This is a genomic window from Xenorhabdus santafensis (assembly GCF_033949405.1).
In the GTDB taxonomy this organism is placed as follows: domain Bacteria; phylum Pseudomonadota; class Gammaproteobacteria; order Enterobacterales; family Enterobacteriaceae; genus Xenorhabdus; species Xenorhabdus santafensis.
In genome coordinates this window covers 25,409-44,347 of the sequence record NZ_VCDN01000038.1, presented here as the reverse complement: position 1 = coordinate 44,347, position 18,939 = coordinate 25,409, and the positions used below count along the sequence as shown (strand labels likewise).

General features: G+C 43.2%; 14 protein-coding genes. 4 read left to right on the top strand and 10 right to left on the bottom strand.

What is annotated here, in order from left to right; genetic code table 11:
• Positions 1-209 precede the first annotated feature (209 nt).
• Positions 210-1,325, top strand: a complete 1,116-nt coding sequence (gene ompA / locus FE392_RS10250) for a porin OmpA (RefSeq protein ID WP_319930128.1) — start codon at positions 210-212, stop codon at positions 1,323-1,325.
• A 101-nt stretch (positions 1,326-1,426) separates the two neighbouring features.
• On the opposite strand, the gene matP is transcribed toward ompA, so the two are convergent.
• Entirely contained in the window at positions 1,427-1,876 is a 450-nt protein-coding gene (gene matP / locus FE392_RS10245; RefSeq protein WP_319930127.1) for a macrodomain Ter protein MatP, read from the bottom strand.
• A gap of 203 nt (positions 1,877-2,079) precedes the next feature.
• On the opposite strand from matP, the gene FE392_RS10240 reads away from it, so the two are divergent.
• Both FE392_RS10240 and fabA read left to right on the top strand, forming a co-directional pair.
• Positions 2,080-3,810, top strand: coding sequence for an AAA family ATPase (locus tag FE392_RS10240; RefSeq protein WP_319930126.1), 1,731 nt, complete (start codon positions 2,080-2,082; stop codon positions 3,808-3,810).
• 85 nt (positions 3,811-3,895) lie between these two features.
• Positions 3,896-4,414 carry a bifunctional 3-hydroxydecanoyl-ACP dehydratase/trans-2-decenoyl-ACP isomerase gene (gene fabA, locus FE392_RS10235; RefSeq protein WP_319930125.1) on the top strand — a complete coding sequence of 173 codons (519 nt, stop codon included), beginning with the start codon at positions 3,896-3,898 and terminating at the stop codon, positions 4,412-4,414.
• Between the two features lie 221 nt (positions 4,415-4,635).
• Here the strand turns inward: fabA and rmf are convergent, their stop codons facing one another.
• The 6 genes from rmf to rlmKL all read right to left on the bottom strand — a co-directional run bounded on the left by rmf (position 4,636) and on the right by rlmKL (position 12,654).
• Entirely contained in the window at positions 4,636-4,794 is a 159-nt protein-coding gene (rmf, locus tag FE392_RS10230; protein WP_319930124.1) for a ribosome modulation factor, read from the bottom strand.
• Positions 4,795-5,002: 208 nt separating this feature from the next.
• Entirely contained in the window at positions 5,003-5,638 is a 636-nt protein-coding gene (gene pqiC / locus FE392_RS10225; protein WP_319930123.1) for a membrane integrity-associated transporter subunit PqiC, read from the bottom strand.
• Positions 5,638-7,302, bottom strand: coding sequence for an intermembrane transport protein PqiB (gene pqiB, locus FE392_RS10220; protein WP_319930122.1), 1,665 nt, complete (start codon positions 7,300-7,302; stop codon positions 5,638-5,640). The genes pqiC and pqiB overlap by 1 nt, the downstream gene beginning before the upstream one ends.
• Positions 7,289-8,572: a membrane integrity-associated transporter subunit PqiA gene (pqiA, locus tag FE392_RS10215; RefSeq protein ID WP_319930121.1), complete on the bottom strand. Its 1,284-nt coding sequence runs from the start codon at positions 8,570-8,572 to the stop codon at positions 7,289-7,291. Before pqiA ends, pqiB begins: the two co-directional genes overlap by 14 nt.
• 49 nt (positions 8,573-8,621) lie before the next feature.
• On the bottom strand, positions 8,622-10,532 hold the full coding sequence (locus FE392_RS10210) for an ABC transporter ATP-binding protein (RefSeq protein ID WP_319930119.1): 1,911 nt from the start codon (positions 10,530-10,532) through the stop codon (positions 8,622-8,624).
• 4 nt (positions 10,533-10,536) lie between these two features.
• Positions 10,537-12,654 (bottom strand): bifunctional 23S rRNA (guanine(2069)-N(7))-methyltransferase RlmK/23S rRNA (guanine(2445)-N(2))-methyltransferase RlmL, encoded by a 2,118-nt coding sequence (gene rlmKL, locus FE392_RS10205; protein ID WP_319930118.1) that lies wholly within the window; start codon positions 12,652-12,654, stop codon positions 10,537-10,539.
• A gap of 122 nt (positions 12,655-12,776) precedes the next feature.
• On the opposite strand from rlmKL, the gene FE392_RS10200 reads away from it, so the two are divergent.
• Positions 12,777-13,889 (top strand): YcbX family protein, encoded by a 1,113-nt coding sequence (locus FE392_RS10200; protein WP_319930117.1) that lies wholly within the window; start codon positions 12,777-12,779, stop codon positions 13,887-13,889.
• 219 nt (positions 13,890-14,108) lie between these two features.
• Here FE392_RS10200 and FE392_RS10195 read toward each other — a convergent pair whose 3' ends face one another.
• The 3 genes from FE392_RS10195 to pepN form a co-directional block, all read right to left on the bottom strand.
• Complete coding sequence (locus FE392_RS10195; RefSeq protein ID WP_319930116.1) at positions 14,109-14,660, bottom strand: cell division protein ZapC; 552 nt, start codon at positions 14,658-14,660, stop codon at positions 14,109-14,111.
• Between the two features lie 158 nt (positions 14,661-14,818).
• Positions 14,819-15,829, bottom strand: coding sequence for a quinone-dependent dihydroorotate dehydrogenase (pyrD, locus tag FE392_RS10190; protein WP_319930115.1), 1,011 nt, complete (start codon positions 15,827-15,829; stop codon positions 14,819-14,821).
• A gap of 336 nt (positions 15,830-16,165) precedes the next feature.
• Positions 16,166-18,784, bottom strand: a complete 2,619-nt coding sequence (gene pepN, locus FE392_RS10185) for an aminopeptidase N (RefSeq protein ID WP_319930114.1) — start codon at positions 18,782-18,784, stop codon at positions 16,166-16,168.
• Between the last annotated feature and the right edge of the window lie 155 nt (positions 18,785-18,939).

Genomic DNA, 18,939 nt, shown 5'->3' with positions numbered 1-18,939 from the left:
AAAAATTTTGTGTCATGAGTCACAGTGTACTTGTAACTTTTTAAGTTCGTTGTAGACTTTACAGAGTTTAGGTACTTGTACTCTTCACCCTTATATTTCAGGAGATATATCCTGACCGAAGTAGGGGTACCTGACAAAACATTTTAACCAATGGCTAATAATAAGGCTTTCAAAGCCAATTGCCTATTTGGATGATAACGAGGCGTAAAATGAAGAAGACAGCTATCGCAGTAGCAGTGGCAGTGGCAGCTTTCACAACTGCTGCCCAAGCAGCTCCAAAGGACAATACCTGGTATACTGGTGCTAAGTTAGGTTGGTCTCAATACCATGACGTGAATTTCTACGGTAATGGTTACGATAACCGAATTGGCAATGGTTCTACCCATAAAAGCCAGTTAGGTGCTGGTGCTTATGTCGGTTATCAAGCAAATCCATACCTGGGTTTTGAACTGGGTTACGATTGGCTGGGACGCATGCCTTATAAGGGCAGCATCAATAATGGTGCTTTCCGTGCTCAAGGCGTTCAACTGGCAACCAAATTGAGCTATCCAGTAATGGATAATCTGGATGTCTATACTCGTTTGGGTGGTATGGTATGGCGTGCAGATTCCTCCGCAACTTACAATGCGAATGCACTTGGTGGAACTGGTGAAACAAATCAACGCAGACTGAAAGACCATGATACCGGTGTTTCCCCTCTGGCTGCGATCGGTGTTGAATACGCACTGACCAAAAATCTGGCAACTCGTCTGGATTATCAATGGGTTAATAACATTGGCGATGCAACGACTGTTGGTGCCCGTCCAGATAACGGCATGCTGAGCCTTGGCGTATCTTACCGTTTCGGTCAAGATGAAGCTGCACCAGTGGTTGCACCTGTAGCTCCAGTGACTCCAGCTCCTTCCGTTGAAAACAAGAGCTTCACTTTGCGCTCTGATGTCCTGTTCAATTTCAACAAATCAACGTTGAAAGAAGAAGGTAAACAAGAACTGAATAATCTTTACAATCAACTGGCCAAGATTGACCCAACTCAGGGCAACGTATTGGTAGTTGGTTACACTGACCGTATCGGTAGCCAGAAATACAACCTGCCACTGTCTCACAAACGTGCACAGTCCGTTGTAGATTACTTGGTTTCTAAAGGCATTCCAGCAGGCAGCATCCAAGCTGAAGGCCGCGGTAAGGATAGCCCAGTAACAGGTTCTACCTGTGACAACGTTAAAGTTCGCGCTAAACTTATCGAATGTCTGGCACCAGACCGTCGCGTAATTATCAATATTCAGGGTACTAAACGAGTTGAAACTCAACCAAAAGTAGCACAGTAATATTATCCTGATAGAATTATCAAAAACCCCATTTTTAAATGGGGTTTTATTTTGCGGTTCGCTGTTTCGCCAATAGATAAAAACCGTTAATGGGCAAAGTGTTACTTCCCTAGTATGGCTTCCAAATCTTGTTTCAAACTCGACATCTGATGAGCGTATTTTTCCCTATATTCTGCATCTTCCAGCAATTGTACGATTGTTTCAGATAACGTATTGCCACGACGCCGGGAAAGGGCAGAAAGGCGCTGCCAAACGTGGAAATCCAAATCGATGGATTTTTTGCGTGAGTGTTGGTGCTCTGCATTAAAATGACGTTTACGTCGTGCCCGAATAGTTTGCTTCATTCGGTTAGTTAAATCTGGATTCATATGCCGCGAAATCCATTTCAATACCTTGATGGGTTCTCGCTCCAACTTTATTAATTCATCAACTGCATCCTGCGCTGCACTTTTTTCAATGTATTTAGTAATCGGCTCATTTTCGCGGTGTTTTTTTACCAAATATGCCCATTTCCAGCCACATTCCAGATTTTCCAATTGTTGATATTTCATTTTATCTCTCAGTGACAGCGTAACTTAAATTAAGCATAGCAATTATTTCTTAAGATTGCTCATTGCAACACAGAATATTGGTGTATTTTACAAGCAATAAATGCGTTAACTCAAATGTCGTCTCTTTCAGGATTCTTGCATGTTGGTTCATTGCCTAATCTTGTATAATAAATGTTTCCTCTTCACTATATGTAGCTATCACTTTGACGAATATAAAACTAGACTGGCAGGCACTACAGCCAAATAATGCGCCTTATGAAGCACTCTTTAATTCTGTTACTGAATTGCCATCCATTACAATGGATGTGGTTCAACCCAGATTGTACAGTGGCTTATCCCTATTCTGTCAGACCGATCTGAGTCAATCCTTTATGCTGCTAAAAGCAGAAGAGAGTGATGCCTATCTGTCTCTTTTATCTGATGCAGTCTCTTCTTTATTGCCCCCAAAATATCCCAAAGTTGGTGGCTATTATCAGGTAGAACACCAAACTATTACTTGGCATCCCTCAGGAGAAGGTGCTTTTGCACCAACTGAGCGCGTTGCTTATCGTGAGTGGATTGAACCAGAACAACTATTCGGTAACATCTATACACATAAAGACACAATCCAATTGCAGCCGGGGCTTATTCATCAAGTCAATGGCGGTATTTTGATCCTGCCTTTGCGTACTTTGCTTTCTCAGCCCTTAATGTGGGTTCGCCTCAAGCAGATGATTACTCAGCGCCGCTTTGACTGGCTGTCTCATGATGAAACTCGCTCATTGCCATTTCCTGTACCGTCAATGGAATTAGATCTTCGCCTGCTTTTAGTCGGAGACAGGTTAAGCCTTGAAGAGCTACAAACGATCGAACCTGAGCTGGCGAATAATGCGCTGTATGGCGAATATGAACTGGATATGACCTTCCTTGACGAAGATGATTTAACCACTTGGTGCCGCTTTATCAATGGAATTGGCCAGCAACAAAACCTGCCTTCATTAAGTGCCGATGCCTGGCCGGAACTCATCAGGCAAGCGACTCGCTATACTGAAGATCAATTTCGTTTGCCACTGGATATTCAATGGTTGCAACAAAAATTGAAAACAAGTGCGAATCATCAGCAGCAAAACCAGATAACTGCATACGCACTCCAGCAAGCAGAAGAAAATCGTATTTGGCGCCATAGCTATTTAGCTGAACGCAGTATGGACGAAATTCTGAAAGGGCAGATATTGGTACGTACTGAAGGTTCAGTTATCGGACAAATCAATGGGCTGTCTGTACTCGAATATCCTGGTCATCCGGAACCAATGGGAGAACCATCCCGTATCAGTTGCGTCGCCCATCTGGGAGACGGGGAATTTATTGATGTGGAACGCAAAGTAGAGTTGGGTGGCAACATTCATGCGAAAGGCATGATGATCATGCAAGCCTATTTAATTTCTGAATTAAAACTGGATCAGCCGCAACCATTCTCTGCTTCCATTGTATTCGAGCAATCTTACGGTGAAGTTGACGGTGATAGCGCGTCATTGGCTGAATTATGTGCCCTTATCAGTGCCCTGTCACAACACCCCATTGATCAGCAAATTGCCGTTACTGGTGCCGTAGATCAATTTGGTTATGTACAACCGATTGGCGGTGTTAATGAGAAGATTGAAGGTTTCTTCCGCATATGCCATTACCGAGGGTTAACAGGCCACCAAGGTGTCATTATTCCAACCTCTAATATTCAACATTTGTGCCTGAACCAAGATGTTATTGATGCAGTAAAAAGCGGTCAATTCCACATTTGGGCTGTTGAACATGTTTCTGAAGCTGCATCGTTGCTGACGGGTGTGCCTTATTATGATCCAGAAAAAGAACACTTGTTAGCTATTATATATGAACGAATTACACAGGCTAACAATCAAGAGCGTCCTAGGCTTCCTTGGTTCCTTCGCTGGTTGAATTAGTTCAGATATCATCTGATCGGAGTTGTTCAGCGTACAAGCGTACGCTATTCTCTAGCCCTACATGATAATAAGGCTACCTAAGAATATGTTTAAACAACAAGCGTCCTACACGAAAGAAGAACTTCAAGCCTCTGGGCAAGGTAAATTGTTTGGTGAAAATGGACCACCGTTACCTTCCGGCAATATGTTAATGATGGATCGCATCATAAAAATGACAGAAGCCGGCGGAGCCTATGATAAGGGGTATGTTGAAGCTGAATTCGATATCAACCCTGAGTTGTGGTTTTTCGATTGCCATTTCGTCAATGACCCTGTGATGCCGGGTTGCCTTGGCCTTGATGCAATGTGGCAACTTGTTGGCTTCTTTCTTGGCTGGCTTGGCGGTGAAGGTAAAGGTCGGGCACTTGGCGTTGGCGAAGTGAAATTTACAGGTCAAATATTGCCAACGGCAAAAAAAGTGACTTACCGGATTAACTTTAAACGTGTCATTAACCGTAAGTTAATTATGGGGCTGGCTGATGGTGAAGTTTTAGTCGATGGGAAGCTGATCTACGCTGCAACTGATTTGAAAGTCGGTTTATTTAAAGATACCAGCACCTTTTGATTTTTCATGCCGGGACTAACTTGGTGATGAACAAGCTTGTTAACCGATATCCCTTATACTGAACACCTCCGCCATTGCGGAGGTGATTCTCCCATTTGATGAGTAAGCGGTTCAATAACAAAAGATTCGACGAACCAATAACTCATGAAACAATGACTGATAAACCGATAGTTTAATAACCAAATGGCTTAATAAACAAATGGTTTAATAAACAAATAGCATCAGGCACGTGCTGCCCTAGCCTGACGCCACCCTCCTAACCAATACGAACGAGCATCCAATGACTGATAAGGGCAATTCTCCCGCGACCGTCCCAAAATGCCAGCCTGATAGCCTCTGGAAAGCGCTCTTTCTAAACGGTCTCTTTTTTGTCTTTTCATGCCTTACTTCCTCACTTGTTACCATGAAGATAAAAATGGTGATCGTTTCTTATTCGATTCGAACTAGTGATACCCTTATATAGTGTGAATATCAAGCAAAGATATTCATAAAATTGTCATAATACCTGTTTACAATTCTTACGCTTTTGGGCCTTTTCAAATTGCGGCCAGAAAAGCAATGACTTGAAATGTATTGGCTATGTCAGCACTAACGCCGAGAAGCAATTTGTCGGGCAATCGATTGAGCCAATTGATTGTAACCCCTTGCCAAAGTGTGTACTAATTCCGCATAACCGTCTTTTTTCTGCTTCAGCTCAATGCTGAATGGCCGCTTCATTACATTTTCCGGGTTAGACAGTATCCAATACCCCTCGATCAGTACGCGCCCATCATATCGCCCATGAAAAGCCGTTATTGTGATATCCAACGCATCTGCATCTTCTTCTAACTCTTGCTCAGAAACCAAACGATTTGGAAATGCAGCACTCAATTCAGAAATTAATACCTGCTTCAATTGTTGCTGCAAAGGGCTAGCCCATAAGTGATTAGAAGCATTGGTATAACTCACATCCCCGGTTTGATACACAATGCCGGGTGCAGCAAGATAATCAGAAAGATTGACACTTTTCACCCAAAGCTGTGGTTCATGTCTAGCGCCTAATTTTCCCTCTTGTGGCGCTAAACTTTCCGTTGAAGCCTGTTTTTCTGGTGGCAGCTTAGCTAACGTCGGCAACTGATAATATGTTTTTGTTGGCTGGCTGCTACACCCCGAAATAAATACACTTCCGACAATAAAAATGCTGACAGGAATAAAAAATGCTAATCTTGCAATCACTTTTTTCATTATTCAGACGCCTTTTTAGGTTCCGGATCTTTTGTTGCTTCAGCCTCAAATACCAATGCATTGCTCTTATTATTGAGGGTTTTCAAAACCGGTTGTAATTCACGCAGAACTTGATCCAATCGCTGCATATTATCGACTAATTTATTATAGGCCGGCGAGCCGGGCTGAATGCCCTGCATACTGCGATTTAGCTCGTTCAATGTATTTTGTATATCTTTTGGCAGACCTTGTGCTTCTTTGCTCGCCAGAATCCGATTTAATTCATCCATCGTTTTCTGTGCTGTCTTAATTGTTTTCTGGCTCTCTTCAAGTGTTCGTGTTGCCTGAATAAATACCGGTTCAATCGGCATGCCATTAATTTTATCCAAAGCAGCGATCACTTTTTGTTGAATTTGCGTCAGGCCACCACTGACTGTAGGTAAAATTTCATAACCAGAAATACTGTATGGCCCTTCCCATGCTTTCTCATTAGGATAAAAGTCCAGATCAATAAACAGTGATCCTGTCAGTATGTTGCCCGGTTTCAAAGTCGCTCTCAGGCCCCGGTTAATAATGGCTGTCAATTCCTTGTCTGTGTAGAACTCATTACCTAATTCTTTCTTAAAACGTTCAGGCTCCACATGGATTAGTACTGGAATGCGAAAATCGTTATCAAGGCGTTGTTTGACACCTTCGGTATAGAAAGGCACTTTTGCCACGGTTCCCATCCGGATACCACGGAATTCGACAGGAGCTCCAGGTTGCAGGCCGCGTACTGAATCGGAGAAAAACAATAAAAAATCTTTGTATTCTGTATACAGTGAATCTTGGATGCTCTTCTCACTGTCATAAAGCTTGAACACTTCTTTTTCTTTGATTGGGCTGCCTAAGTCCCAGCCTTTCGGTATATCAAAACTAACGCCACCGCCAAACAGAGTTGATAGTGAAGCCATTTCAACCCGCAGGCCCTGTGATGACATATCAAAAGCGATCCCGCTGTCTTTCCAAAATCTGACATTGGTGGTTAATAAACCGTCGTAGGGAGCATTGATAAAAACCTGATAGCTAATCAGGCGAGATTTAGGATCAAAAGTACTCGTTTCAACCGAACCAACACGATACCCTCGAAATAGCACCGGATCACCGGGCGTTAACTGCCCTGCTTTTTCGCTGGATAAGATAAGGCGAAGACCTTTTGCGTCAGGAGAAGCAAGTGGCGGGGAGTCAAGCAAGGAAAAATGTCGCTCCTCTTCCCCTTGTGAGCCTGGTTGTAATTCGATAAATGCGCCTGACAATAGTGTGCTCAGGCCAGAAACCCCTTCACGACCGACTTGGGGTTTTACCACCCAAAACGCGCTGTCTTTGTGCAACAATCGTCCCATGCCATCTTTCAGGCGCGCCCTGATAATAACCTGCCCCAAGTTATCGCTTAATGACACTGATTCAACAACACCAACGTCAACGCTGCGGCTTTTAATTTTAGTTTTTCCGGCTTCAATACCTTCAGCATTAGACGTTACCAATGTCACTTCAGGGCCTTGGTGGCTGAAATGATAAAATAGTATCCAGGCTCCAATGAGTACCGTGATAATTGGCACAATCCATACAGGTGACCAACTTTTGAGTTTACTGATCCTAGCCTGAGTAAGATCTTCTTCTTTATCCGTCACCTTACGGCTCCTCATTTTCATTCAATGCAAATTTACTGTTGGCTTTATCCCAGGTTAAGCGAGGATCAAATGTCATTGACGCAAACATTGTCAAGATGACAACCAGAGCAAACAGTATGGCTCCAGTAGCAGGATAAATGCTCATGAGTTGCCCCATGCGAACCAGTGCCGATAAAACGGCAATAACGAACACATCAATCATTGACCAACGGCCAACGAACTCCACCATTTCATAAATAAAGTGCATCTTTTCAGACTCATTGCTGCTCTGTTTTTTTGCATCCCAGCATAACCAACTGATAGCCAGCATTTTCAGCAAAGGTACCATGACACTGGCGATAAAAATGACCATAGCTACAGGATAAGAGCCAGAACCCCAAAGTAAAATGACACCTTCCAGAATGGTAGAGTTTATATGGCTTCCCAGTGCCTGCGTAACCATGATGGGTAACACATTCGCCGGAATATAAAGTATGACTGATGTTATTAATAACGCCATTGTGAGCTGTAGGCTATGGCGGCGGCGGGCATGGCCTTTTGTGTGACAACGTGGGCATGAAGATTGATTGGCGGGTAAAATGGCGGTACAGCACTGACACAATCTGACTCCTTGTACCAAGCCTGGTTTTCCGGCCTGCAATTTTCCGGCTGGTAATAAATGACAAATTTTTGGTGCGGGTTCGATTTCATTCCAGAACCAATGACGGTCAAGGCATTGAAAAGCTCTCACCTGAAATAAGCAAAATAAACAATAAGGCAAGAAACTCAAACCCAAACTGATTTCACCATATGCCATGAGTTTGACAAAGCTGACCAGCACCCCCGCAAGGAAAATCTCTGCCATGCACCAGGTTTTCATTTTGAACAAAATGCGCGCCAATTCTACTTTCAGCCGGCGCGCCATTTTGACCTTCTGGCACAAGAGAATGATGGCAACCATGCAAAAGGCAGGCACAAGTTGAACAAAAACCAGGAAAAACACTGCCATACTGGAGTAATCTTCACTGAACATCACTTTGGGGATTTGAGGCAACGTAATTTCGCTGACAATCCCCGCAACACTCATGCTGATGAATGGAAACAGACAGGCAAGAAAAAGCATGGCCAATGCACTTACGGCATAACCCGTGGGCTGGTGGCGCGGTTCTTGCCACTTTGCTGTCAGAACCGTGCTACAGCGAGGGCAAACGGCTTTCTTTCCCTGCTCCAAATCAGGAACAGCCACCAGCATGTCGCACTGGTGACACAGAACCAACTGGTCATGCTGATGGTTATTGGAACACAAAGTGTCTCTCCTTTAGCAGAACTCACAAGTCTCTTTGATGAGGCAGCTATCATCCATTTTTCATCATTTCCAATTCCTGCCAACGATCGAAAGCTTTTTCTAATTCTTGCTCTTTATTTGCCAGTTCATTCAGAACATTTTGTGTGATTTCGTGTGATTGGTTAAAGAATTCAGAGTCGCTGACCTGAGATTGCAATTTCTCAATCTCTTCTTCCAATTTTTCCAATAATGATGGTAGTTGTTCCAACTCACGCAGTAAATGGTAACTTATCTTATTGTTTGCCCGTTTAGCGGCCTCTTTCGGCTTAGCTGCCTTGGTTTCGACCTTACTTTTCTTCTCTGAGTCACGCTGCAAGGAGATACTCTGCTCTCGTTGCTGCTGAGCATCGTAATATCCCCCGACATAATTGTTGATTTCACCATCACCGTTAAAAATCCAGCACTCAGTCACTGAATTGTCAACAAATTGACGATCATGGCTCACCAAAATCACTGTTCCTGTATAACTATCGACCAGCTCTTCCAGCAATTCCAATGTTTCAACATCAAGATCGTTGGTCGGTTCATCGAGAATAAGTAAATTGCTTGGTTTCAGGAATAAGCGCGCCAGCAATAAACGGTTGCGTTCTCCGCCAGACAGCGCCCGTACAGGCGTCATCGCTCGCTTGGGATGGAAAAGGAAATCTTGCAAATACCCCAAAACATGGCGGGAGCGCCCATTGACCATGACTTCTTGCTTACCTTCAGCAAGGTTATCCATGACGGTTTTATTGGGATCCAATGCAAGGCGGTGTTGGTCAAAGTAGGCGACTTCAAGTTTTGTACCACAATGAATGCGCCCGCTGTCTGCCGACAAATCTCCCAACATCAGTTTCAATAATGTTGTTTTTCCGCAGCCATTTGGCCCGACCAGTGCAATTTTGTCACCACGCTGAACTTGCGCCGAAAAGTTTTTGACTAATGTTTTATCACCAATTTGGTAATTCACGTTTTCCATTTCAAACACAATTTTGCCGGAGCGGGATGCTTCTTCGACCTGCATTTTCGCCGCGCCCATCACATTGCGGCGCTCAGAGCGTTCTACCCGCAGTGCTTTCAATGCCCTTACCCGCCCTTCGTTACGAGTGCGTCGTGCTTTAATGCCTTGGCGGATCCAAACCTCTTCCTGAGCCAGTTTTTTATCAAATTCGGCATTCTGCATTTCTTCAACCCGCAATGCCTCTTCTTTCCCTTCAAGATATTTATCGTAACTTCCCGGCCAGGATGTCAGCTTTCCACGATCCAAATCGATGATGCGTGTCGCCATGTTGCGAATGAAAGAACGATCATGGGAAATAAAGACAAGGCTTCCATTGAAGTCTTTCAGGAAATTTTCCAACCATTCGATGGTACTGATATCAAGGTGGTTGGTAGGTTCATCAAGGAACAATACCTTAGGTGCACAAACCAGCGCTCGGCCCAATGCTGCCTTGCGCAGCCAACCACCAGAAAGGGAAGACAGTTTTGCTTCTGCGGGCAGGGATAATTTTTTCAATACATCACTGATTCGGCTATCTAATAACCAAAGACCACGGTTATCCAAGACTTCCTGCAATTCAGCAAGACGGTTGAGATTCTTCTCACTTGGATCCGTTTCTACCAACTGTGAAGTGTGGTGGAATGCTTTAATATATTCAGCCTGCTCTTGAACTCCTTCCGCAACGAAGTCAAATACAGTACCTTCTACATCGCGCGGAGGATCTTGCTGTAAGCGCGCAACAATCAGATCTTGCTCATAAATAACCGAGCCATCATCCAATGGTTGCTCTTTTGCCAGCACACGCAACAGAGTGGATTTCCCCGCTCCATTGCGACCTACCAAACAGACTCTTTCATTTTCTTCAATATGCAGTTCTGTATCGTCCAGCAACGGCGCATCACTGAAAGACAGATAGGCTCCAGATAGATTAATCAATGACATAATATTATTTTTCCTCGCCAGCGTGACGAAGTAGCCAGCAGTTATGGATCTGACGGTTACGCATGAAATCCTGAGATAATGTTTTTTCTGTTATTTCTTCAGCAACCAGTCCTATTCTCTCTAATTCAGCAAAATCCATTTTGAAGCCTCTTTTATTATTCGAGAACATCAAGATCCCGCCACGACGCAGCAAGCATTTCAGTTGCTTCATCAATTCAATATGATCACGCTGAACATCAAAAGTATTTTCCATTCTCTTGGAATTCGAGAATGTTGGGGGGTCGATAAAGATCAGATCAAATTGCTCGCGGGTCTGTGCTAGCCATCCCAAACAATCTGCCTGAATTAAACGATGTTGACGCCCGGTTAGGCCGTTTACCTGTAGGTTTTTCTCTGCCCATTCTAGATAAGTTCTGGACATATCTACTGTGGTGGTAGAACGAGCGCCGCCCAAGCCAGCATGAACGGTTGCTGAACCGGTATAGGCAAATAAGTTGAGGAAATCTTTGCCTCGGCTCAGTTCACCCAGTTTTTTACGGGCAATGCGGTGATCCAAAAATAACCCGGTGTCCAGATAATCCGTCAGGTTAACCCAGAATTTCGCGCCGTATTCATTTACCAAAAAGAATTCTTTCTTTTCAGCCATTTTTTCATATTGGCTTTTGCCTTTCTGGCGCTGACGGGTTTTCAAAATCAGTTGGTTAGATGTTAAACCCAAAACATTCATTGTTGCACTGATGACGTCAAACAAACGCTGACGGGCTTTGTTGGCATCCACGGATTTAGGCGGGGCATATTCTTGAACAATGACTTTATCCGCGTAGCGATCAACAGCAACATTATATTCTGGTAAATCAGCATCATATAAGCGATAGCAATCAATGCCCTGCTGTTTTGCCCATTTACTGAATTTCTTCTCATTTTTACGCAGACGATTGGCATAATCATCAGCAATGCCGGTATCCATCAACTGTGGCTTATCTGACAATTGATAATTTTTCTGAACGCAATCCAACGGGCCGTTTTTGGCCTTGAATTCACGCTCTGCCCGCAATTGCAGACAACTCAATAATTCTGGTGAAGCACTGAACAGGGACAACCGCCAGCCAGGAAAACGACTTTTAACCACACGCCCGAATACGCTATGCAGTGCGATCAGCGCCGGCTCACTTTCAAGACGCTCACCATAAGGCGGATTGCTCAATATCGTTCCCACCACACCTTCCGGCAGTGGGTTTTCCAGCTTACTTGCATCCCCCTGCTGGAATTGGATTAATTGTGCAACACCTGCCCTGCGCGCATTCGAACGTGCCATGTCCATAACGCGGCGATCAATATCTGTGCCGAAAAAGCGAGAAGTCGTTTCCTGTAACCCTTTACGGAAACGCACTTGTGCTTCTGTTGTCACTTCGCGCCAGATATGTTCATCAAATTTCAACCATGACTTAAATCCCCAGTGTGTACGGTGCAAACCAGGAGCGCAGTCGGCTGCCATCATGGCGGCTTCTATTAATAGAGTCCCTGAACCGCACATTGGGTCAACCATAGGTGTTTCAGCGCACCAGCCAGAACGTAAGATCACCGCCGCCGCAAGGTTTTCTTTAAGTGGTGCCTGCCCGGCCAAATCACGGTAGCCTCGGATATGCAGGCTGTCCCCACTCAAATCGAGTGAAACTGTGGCTTTCTCTTTATTCAAAAACACATTAATGCGGACATCAGGCTGCTGCTTGGCAACATCTGGACGTTGATTTAACTTACGCATGAAGCTGTCAACTATCGCATCCTTGACTTTCAATGCACCATATTGCGTATTTCTGATCTCTTCATTTGTGCCACTGAAATGAACGGAGAACGTGCTGTCGATTGAAAAAATTTCGCTCCAATCAATTGATTGGACACCAAGATATAGATCCAGATCGCTATAAACCTTGAATTCGTTAAGCGGCATCATGATGCGAGATGCTAGCCTGCTCCATAGCAAGCTTTTATACATAACCCGATCGTCACCTTGAAAATGAACCCCACCCTGCGCGATCTTGCAGGATTGCGCTCCCAACATTTCCAGTTCATTTTTTAACAGTTCTTCCAGTCCACGAGCTGTACTGGCAAAGAGAGCATTCATATTATTAATCACCACAAAAATCCACCACCAAAAAAATTGTTGCACATTATAGCCAATACCAACGACATATCCTAAAGTTGCTGATACGATCCCAAAAATAAAAATATTCTGGAGATTAATGGATGATAACTCTGTCTCGCCTCTTCACTTACCCAGTCAAATCCATGCGAGGTCTTCAACTTTCACATTCTCTTGTCAATGAAAGCGGCCTCATGTTTGATCGCAATTTTATGATAACCACGTTGGACGGGACATTTATTACCGGCCGCCAATACCCGCAAATGTTGTTATTTACCCCAACCATGCTCAATAACGGCTTGTATTTGCGGGCCCCAAACGGAGAAAGTGCAACAATTCTTTACACTGATTTTCAAGAAGAACGCTTCCCTACCGAAGTTTGGGGCAATCATTTCACTGCGTTAGTCGCCCCTGAATGGATAAATACTTGGTTAAGTGGTTTCTTTGAAACGCCGGTACAGCTTCGTTGGCTCAGTGAAGAATTAACCCGGAGAGTAAAAAAATTCCCTGAAATCTCGCTGTCATTCGCGGATGGCTATCCTTATTTAATTATCAATGAAGCTTCTTTTCATTCCTTGCAAAAACGTTGCCCCGCCAGTATTAAAATAGAACAATTTCGCGCCAATATAATTGTCACTGGTGCAGAACCTTTTGAAGAGGATAGCTGGCAGGTTATACAGATCGGCGATATTATTTTTGATCTGCCAAAACCATGCAGCCGTTGTATTTTGACAACCGTCAGCCCGGAAAAAGGGCGTAAAAATCCGAAAGGTGAGCCACTGGCTACTTTGCAATCGTTCAGAACAGCCAAAGAAAGTAATGACGTTGATTTCGGTCAAAATGCCATTGCCCGCAATAGCGGTATTATTCGCGTCGGAGACAGAGTCACTGTTTTAGAAAAGAAAACACCACGGGAATATCGTTGCGGAGAGAAAACAGAGAATTTAAATATACAGAAAGCAACTGAGAAATTTGTTTCTATTGAGTTCAATGGGAAGAGTTTTATTGGGAATAATCAGCACATTATTTTAGAGCAGCTCGAAAGCCAAGGTATTAAAATTCCTTATTCATGCCGTGCCGGTATTTGTGGTTCTTGTAAGATATCGTTGATTGAAGGTGAAGTCATGCCTCTGAATTCGGCAGCAATAAAAGATAACGGAAAAATTCTGGCGTGTAGTTGTATCCCCAAAAATAACTTAGTTATTGAATTAAAATAAGCCGTAGCAGTAACGCTTTCATAAGGATCAGGTAGTATAAATAACAATATACCCGTCTGATTCTTATATCCATATTTGTTATTCATTCCCAGATATTTTTCAGATAAAAAATGTTCAGAAGCAAAAGGTGTTTGACTGAGCACTGTCAGGTTAATTAATGAGGAACGTAAGCGAGCGTGAACTCAATAGCATGGATTCACTAAATAGCATTTAGCCGTATTAAATCGCTCTGTCATATAAAGGTGCTTGGTTTGATTCTGTATAGGGCATAAAACGATCGTTCATTACCTTAATAGGATCACAAAAGCTCATCACACGATCATTCAATTCTAATTTTTGTTGCGCCAGAAGGCATAAACTTGCATTGTCGCCAACCTCTGCCACCATAAACAGCGCCTCTATTCCACTGTCTTGTAAGCGAACTTGAACAATTTCGCCATGTTCTGGTTTCTCTACCAAAGAAAAATTGGAAAAATACCAGCTCTTAGGCATCTGTGGTTTTATAAAACGGAATGCAACCACGCCATTCAAAGCTAATTCAGCCCTGAGCGCCGAGGCAATATTAATGCGACGGGCTTGCTCTTCAAAGGCATAATAAAGTGCAGCATCGTCAACAGAGAAAGACATTTCTGTCATTGTCATGGCATAATCGGTCAACATTTTGGCAGGAAAACGGGAACGAAAAACCATACCATTAGCGAGATCGAGCATTACTCGACTATGCTCGAAATCAAAATACCAGCGCCACTGATCATCAGGTCTAATTTTCATTGATTACCCTTTTATGCTCAAAATAGCTTCTTTGGTTGAAAATAAACATCACCACCAAAATAAAAAATCAAAAAAAATGATAAAAATTAATCTATCTAACAAAATATAGTCGAGTTGGGGGCAGAAATAAACCCCCAACCACAAATTGCAGCAAATAATCAGATATGATTAATAATATCTTTGACGAGTTTTGGCCCTTTATAGATAAAACCAGAATATATTTGAACCAATGATGCACCTGCTTCCATTTTTTCTCTGGCAGCAACAAGTGAATCAATTCCACCCACGCCAATAATGGGTATTTCGCCTTTTAATTCTTGCGCAAGCAGGCGGATAATTTCGGTGCTACGCAATTGAACAGGGCGACCACTTAACCCACCAGCCTGCTGACTGTGATTAAGCCCTTCAATAATTTTTCTATCCAAAGTTGTATTAGTTGCGATAACTCCATCAATATGATGGCGAATTAAACTATCAGCAATTTTTATTAATTCTTCTTCAGAAAGATCCGGGGAAATTTTTACAGCAACAGGAACATATTTTTGGAACTTTTGTTGTAGCTCATTTTGTTTATTTTTAATCGCGGATAAAAGATCATCCAATGCATCGCCATATTGTAATGTTCTCAGACCCGGAGTATTAGGCGAAGAAATATTAATCGTGATATAACCTGCGTGGGGATAAACCTTATCCATGCAAATTAAATAATCGTCTTTTCCATTCTCAACCGGAGTATCTTTATTTTTACCAATATTGATGCCAATAATCCCGTCGTATTTTGCCCGCTTAACATTTTCAACCAGATTATCTACGCCAAGGTTATTGAAACCCATTCGATTGATAATGCCTTCAGCTTCAACGACACGAAATAATCTTGGTTTATCATTTCCTGCCTGTGGGCGAGGTGTCACTGTACCTATTTCAACAAAACCAAAGCCCATTGCACCAAATGCATCAATGCATTCGCCGTTTTTATCAAGACCAGCAGCTAAACCTAGCGGATTTTTGAAGGACAGCCCCATGCATGTAACGGGCTTAGTGGCAACTGATTGGCGGATGAGAAATTCGAAAGGAGTACCGGTGATACGTTTGAGCTGATTGAAAGTAAGCTCATGGGCCTGTTCTGGATCAAGCTGGAACAATGCCTTCCGTACTAGAGAATAACACATTTAGATTAACCTATTGTTTTTATGCTTGTTTATTCGTGAGCGTTGTCGGTTGTGCATCTCGAAATATGCACAATCCCATACGATGTAATTTATGTTCGCTGCTTTGATATATGGGAAAAGAGCGCTAATTTATCATTATATGAGTGAACAAAAAAGTATTCTCACGGCAGGACTGAGGAAATGGCATAAAGTTGAATTCATCAAAAGCGATAATCAAAAATGGCGGTTGAATATCCCCCAGCCATAGCCGGAGGATATATTACACCTACTATACACTTCGTCTTGCAAACTGCCTCTTTATTGGCTGTATGCTGAAACCCATAAAGGCAATGTCGATTAACTTTCAAGCCCTTTAGTGATTTTTTCGAACAGATCACCAGACAAGTTTTCCAATCCTTTTAACTGTTCCAACGCTGCTCTCATCAATCCCTGACGTTTTTCATCGTAGCGTTTCAAACGGATCAAGGGATCAATCAAGCTGGATGCCACCTGTGGGTTTCTACTGTTCAAATCCGTCAGAACTTCCACCAGGAATTGGTAGCCGCTACCATCTTCAGCATGGAAAGCCACTGGGTTGCTGGTAAAGAATGTTCTCAGCAACGAATAAACTCGGTTTGGATTGTTCAGGCTGAATGAGCGGTGCTTCATCAAGCCACGTACTTTATCCAGTGCGTCAAAGGCCGGATTAGTCGCTTGCAATCTGAACCATTTATCCATGACCAAGCCATCTTGATGCCAGCGTTGATCAAATTCATCCATTAATTGATAACTGCAAGGCAATTCAGCGGACACAGATGCAAGCAATGCAGCGATGTTATCCGTCATATTATCTGCCTGATAATATTGTGCAGCCACTAATTTATCCGCCTGCTCTTGATCATCAAGGAAAGCCAGATAGTAAAGGCAGGTATTGCGTAAATCACGTTTTGCAATGTCCTGATGATCCACACGATATGCGCCGGTATGAAGGCTGTGATAAACCGCAGAAAACTCGTCCGCCATTTCATTGGCCAACTTCCGGGTCATATCTCCAATGACATCGTGGATAGCTTTAGGATCAACCACGGTGAACAGTTCTGCTATCTCGTTTTCAGATGGCAACGTTAGAATCAATGCAGCCAAGGCCGGATCAATGTTTTTATCCAGTAACACCGCGCGGAAGGCATCAATGACATGCATTGGCAATTCCAGTGGCTGAGATTTTTGGTTACGGACAACATTTAATTTCACATAATTAGTCAGCAATGACTGGGCCGCATCCCAACGTGAGAATTCATTGCGCGCATGTTTCATCAAGAATGAAAGCTGCTCATCGCTGTATGGGTAATCTAATTTGACTGGCGCAGAGAATTCACGCAGTAAAGAAGGAACCGGCTGTGATGGGACATCATCAAAGACAAATGATTGCTCTGTATTGATGATATTCAAAATATGATGCACAGGCTGACCATCACGATGCAGCGGTATGATATTGCCATCTTCATCATAAAGCTCGATATCCAATGGAATGTGCAGTGGCTGCTTTTCTTTCTGATCTGCCGTCGCTGGCGTCATTTGGCTGACATGCAAAGTATATTGTTGTTTTTCTGCATCGTATTCGTCGCGGACAGTCAGTACAGGTGTCCCTGATTGGCTGTACCAACGGCGGAATAGTGTCAAATCGACGTTTGATGCATCTTCCATTGCCTGAACAAAATCATCACAGGTTGCCGCGCTGCCATCGTGGCGATGGACATAAAGCTGGATACCTGCCTGAAATTGTTCTTCTCCCAATAATGTGTGGATCATTCGAATCACTTCCGCACCTTTTTCATAAACGGTCAACGTGTAGAAGTTATTCATTTCCATCACATGGTCAGGACGGATTGGGTGGGCCATTGGGCTGGCATCTTCAGCAAACTGTGCTGCACGCATGACACGTACGTTATTGATGCGATTAACGGAACGTGAACCCAAGTCAGAACTGAATTCCTGATCGCGGAATACTGTCAGCCCTTCTTTCAGACTCAATTGGAACCAGTCACGGCATGTAATGCGGTTTCCTGTCCAGTTATGGAAGTATTCGTGGCCAATAACAGCTTCAATGGCAAGATAATCTTTATCTGTCGCTGTTTCCGTTTTTGCCAGCACATATTTGGAGTTGAAAACATTTAGACCTTTGTTCTCCATTGCCCCCATATTGAAGAAGTCAACGGCAACGATCATATAGATATCGAGGTCATATTCCAGACCAAAGCGATTTTCATCCCATTTCATCGAATTCTTCAGGGATGTCATAGCCCAGCCAGCACGATCCAAATTACCACGGTCAACAAACAGCTCCAGTGCAACCTCACGGCCACTGCGCGTTACAAATTTGTCGTATAAAACATCAAAATCACCGGCAACCAGTGCAAAGAGATAAGAAGGTTTTGGGAATGGATCCTGCCATTTCACCCAGTGACGTCCATCGCTCAACTCGCCTTGTTCAATGCGATTACCATTGGAGAGCAAGAATGGATATTTGGATTTATCCGCGGTAATGCGGGTCGTATAGCGCGCCAGTACATCCGGGCGATCCAAATAATAAGTGATGTGACGGAAACCTTCAGCTTCACATTGAGTACATAAAGCATCGCCAGATACATACAACCCTTCAAGTGCTGTATTTGCCGACGGATTGATTTCATTCACAATTTTCAAAGTGAACTGGGCTGGAAGCTGCTCAATCCATAACTTTCCATCTTGCTCACGATAATGTTCCCACGATTTATCATCTATATAGATACTTTTTAAAGTGAGATTTTCGCCATCCAAAACCAGTGGAGTTATGTCATTGGCCAAACGTTTTATCTGACTGGTAGCTGTTACTGTTGTTTTATCAGCATTCAGATCGAAATCAAGATCAATATCCGTAATTGTATAATCTGGCGTTTTATAATCCAGACGGTGCTTAACGAGTCTCTGTTGTGTCATAAGTGAACCTTTTCCATTACTTTTAACAGGTATGTTTTGATGGGTACAATCAGTAACAATTGATATAGTTAGTAGCCCTAGTTACCGTTAATAACATCTATATAACCCATTTTTAGAAGCGTGATGACAAGTACTAACAAAATGCCTAGCATATT

Bases quoted from the DNA above. Each gene is read 5' to 3' on its own strand.
- ompA (WP_319930128.1), top strand. From the start codon at position 210: ATGAAGAAGACAGCTATCGCAGTAGCAGTGGCAGTGGCAGCTTTCACA.
- matP (WP_319930127.1), bottom strand. From the start codon at position 1,876: ATGAAATATCAACAATTGGAAAATCTGGAATGTGGCTGGAAATGGGCA.
- fabA (WP_319930125.1), top strand. From the start codon at position 3,896: ATGTTTAAACAACAAGCGTCCTACACGAAAGAAGAACTTCAAGCCTCT.
- rmf (WP_319930124.1), bottom strand. From the start codon at position 4,794: ATGAAAAGACAAAAAAGAGACCGTTTAGAAAGAGCGCTTTCCAGAGGC.
- pqiC (WP_319930123.1), bottom strand. From the start codon at position 5,638: ATGAAAAAAGTGATTGCAAGATTAGCATTTTTTATTCCTGTCAGCATT.
- pqiB (WP_319930122.1), bottom strand. From the start codon at position 7,302: ATGAGGAGCCGTAAGGTGACGGATAAAGAAGAAGATCTTACTCAGGCT.
- FE392_RS10210 (WP_319930119.1), bottom strand. From the start codon at position 10,532: ATGTCATTGATTAATCTATCTGGAGCCTATCTGTCTTTCAGTGATGCG.
- rlmKL (WP_319930118.1), bottom strand. From the start codon at position 12,654: ATGAATGCTCTCTTTGCCAGTACAGCTCGTGGACTGGAAGAACTGTTA.
- FE392_RS10200 (WP_319930117.1), top strand. From the start codon at position 12,777: ATGATAACTCTGTCTCGCCTCTTCACTTACCCAGTCAAATCCATGCGA.
- FE392_RS10195 (WP_319930116.1), bottom strand. From the start codon at position 14,660: ATGAAAATTAGACCTGATGATCAGTGGCGCTGGTATTTTGATTTCGAG.
- pyrD (WP_319930115.1), bottom strand. From the start codon at position 15,829: ATGTGTTATTCTCTAGTACGGAAGGCATTGTTCCAGCTTGATCCAGAA.
- pepN (WP_319930114.1), bottom strand. From the start codon at position 18,784: ATGACACAACAGAGACTCGTTAAGCACCGTCTGGATTATAAAACGCCA.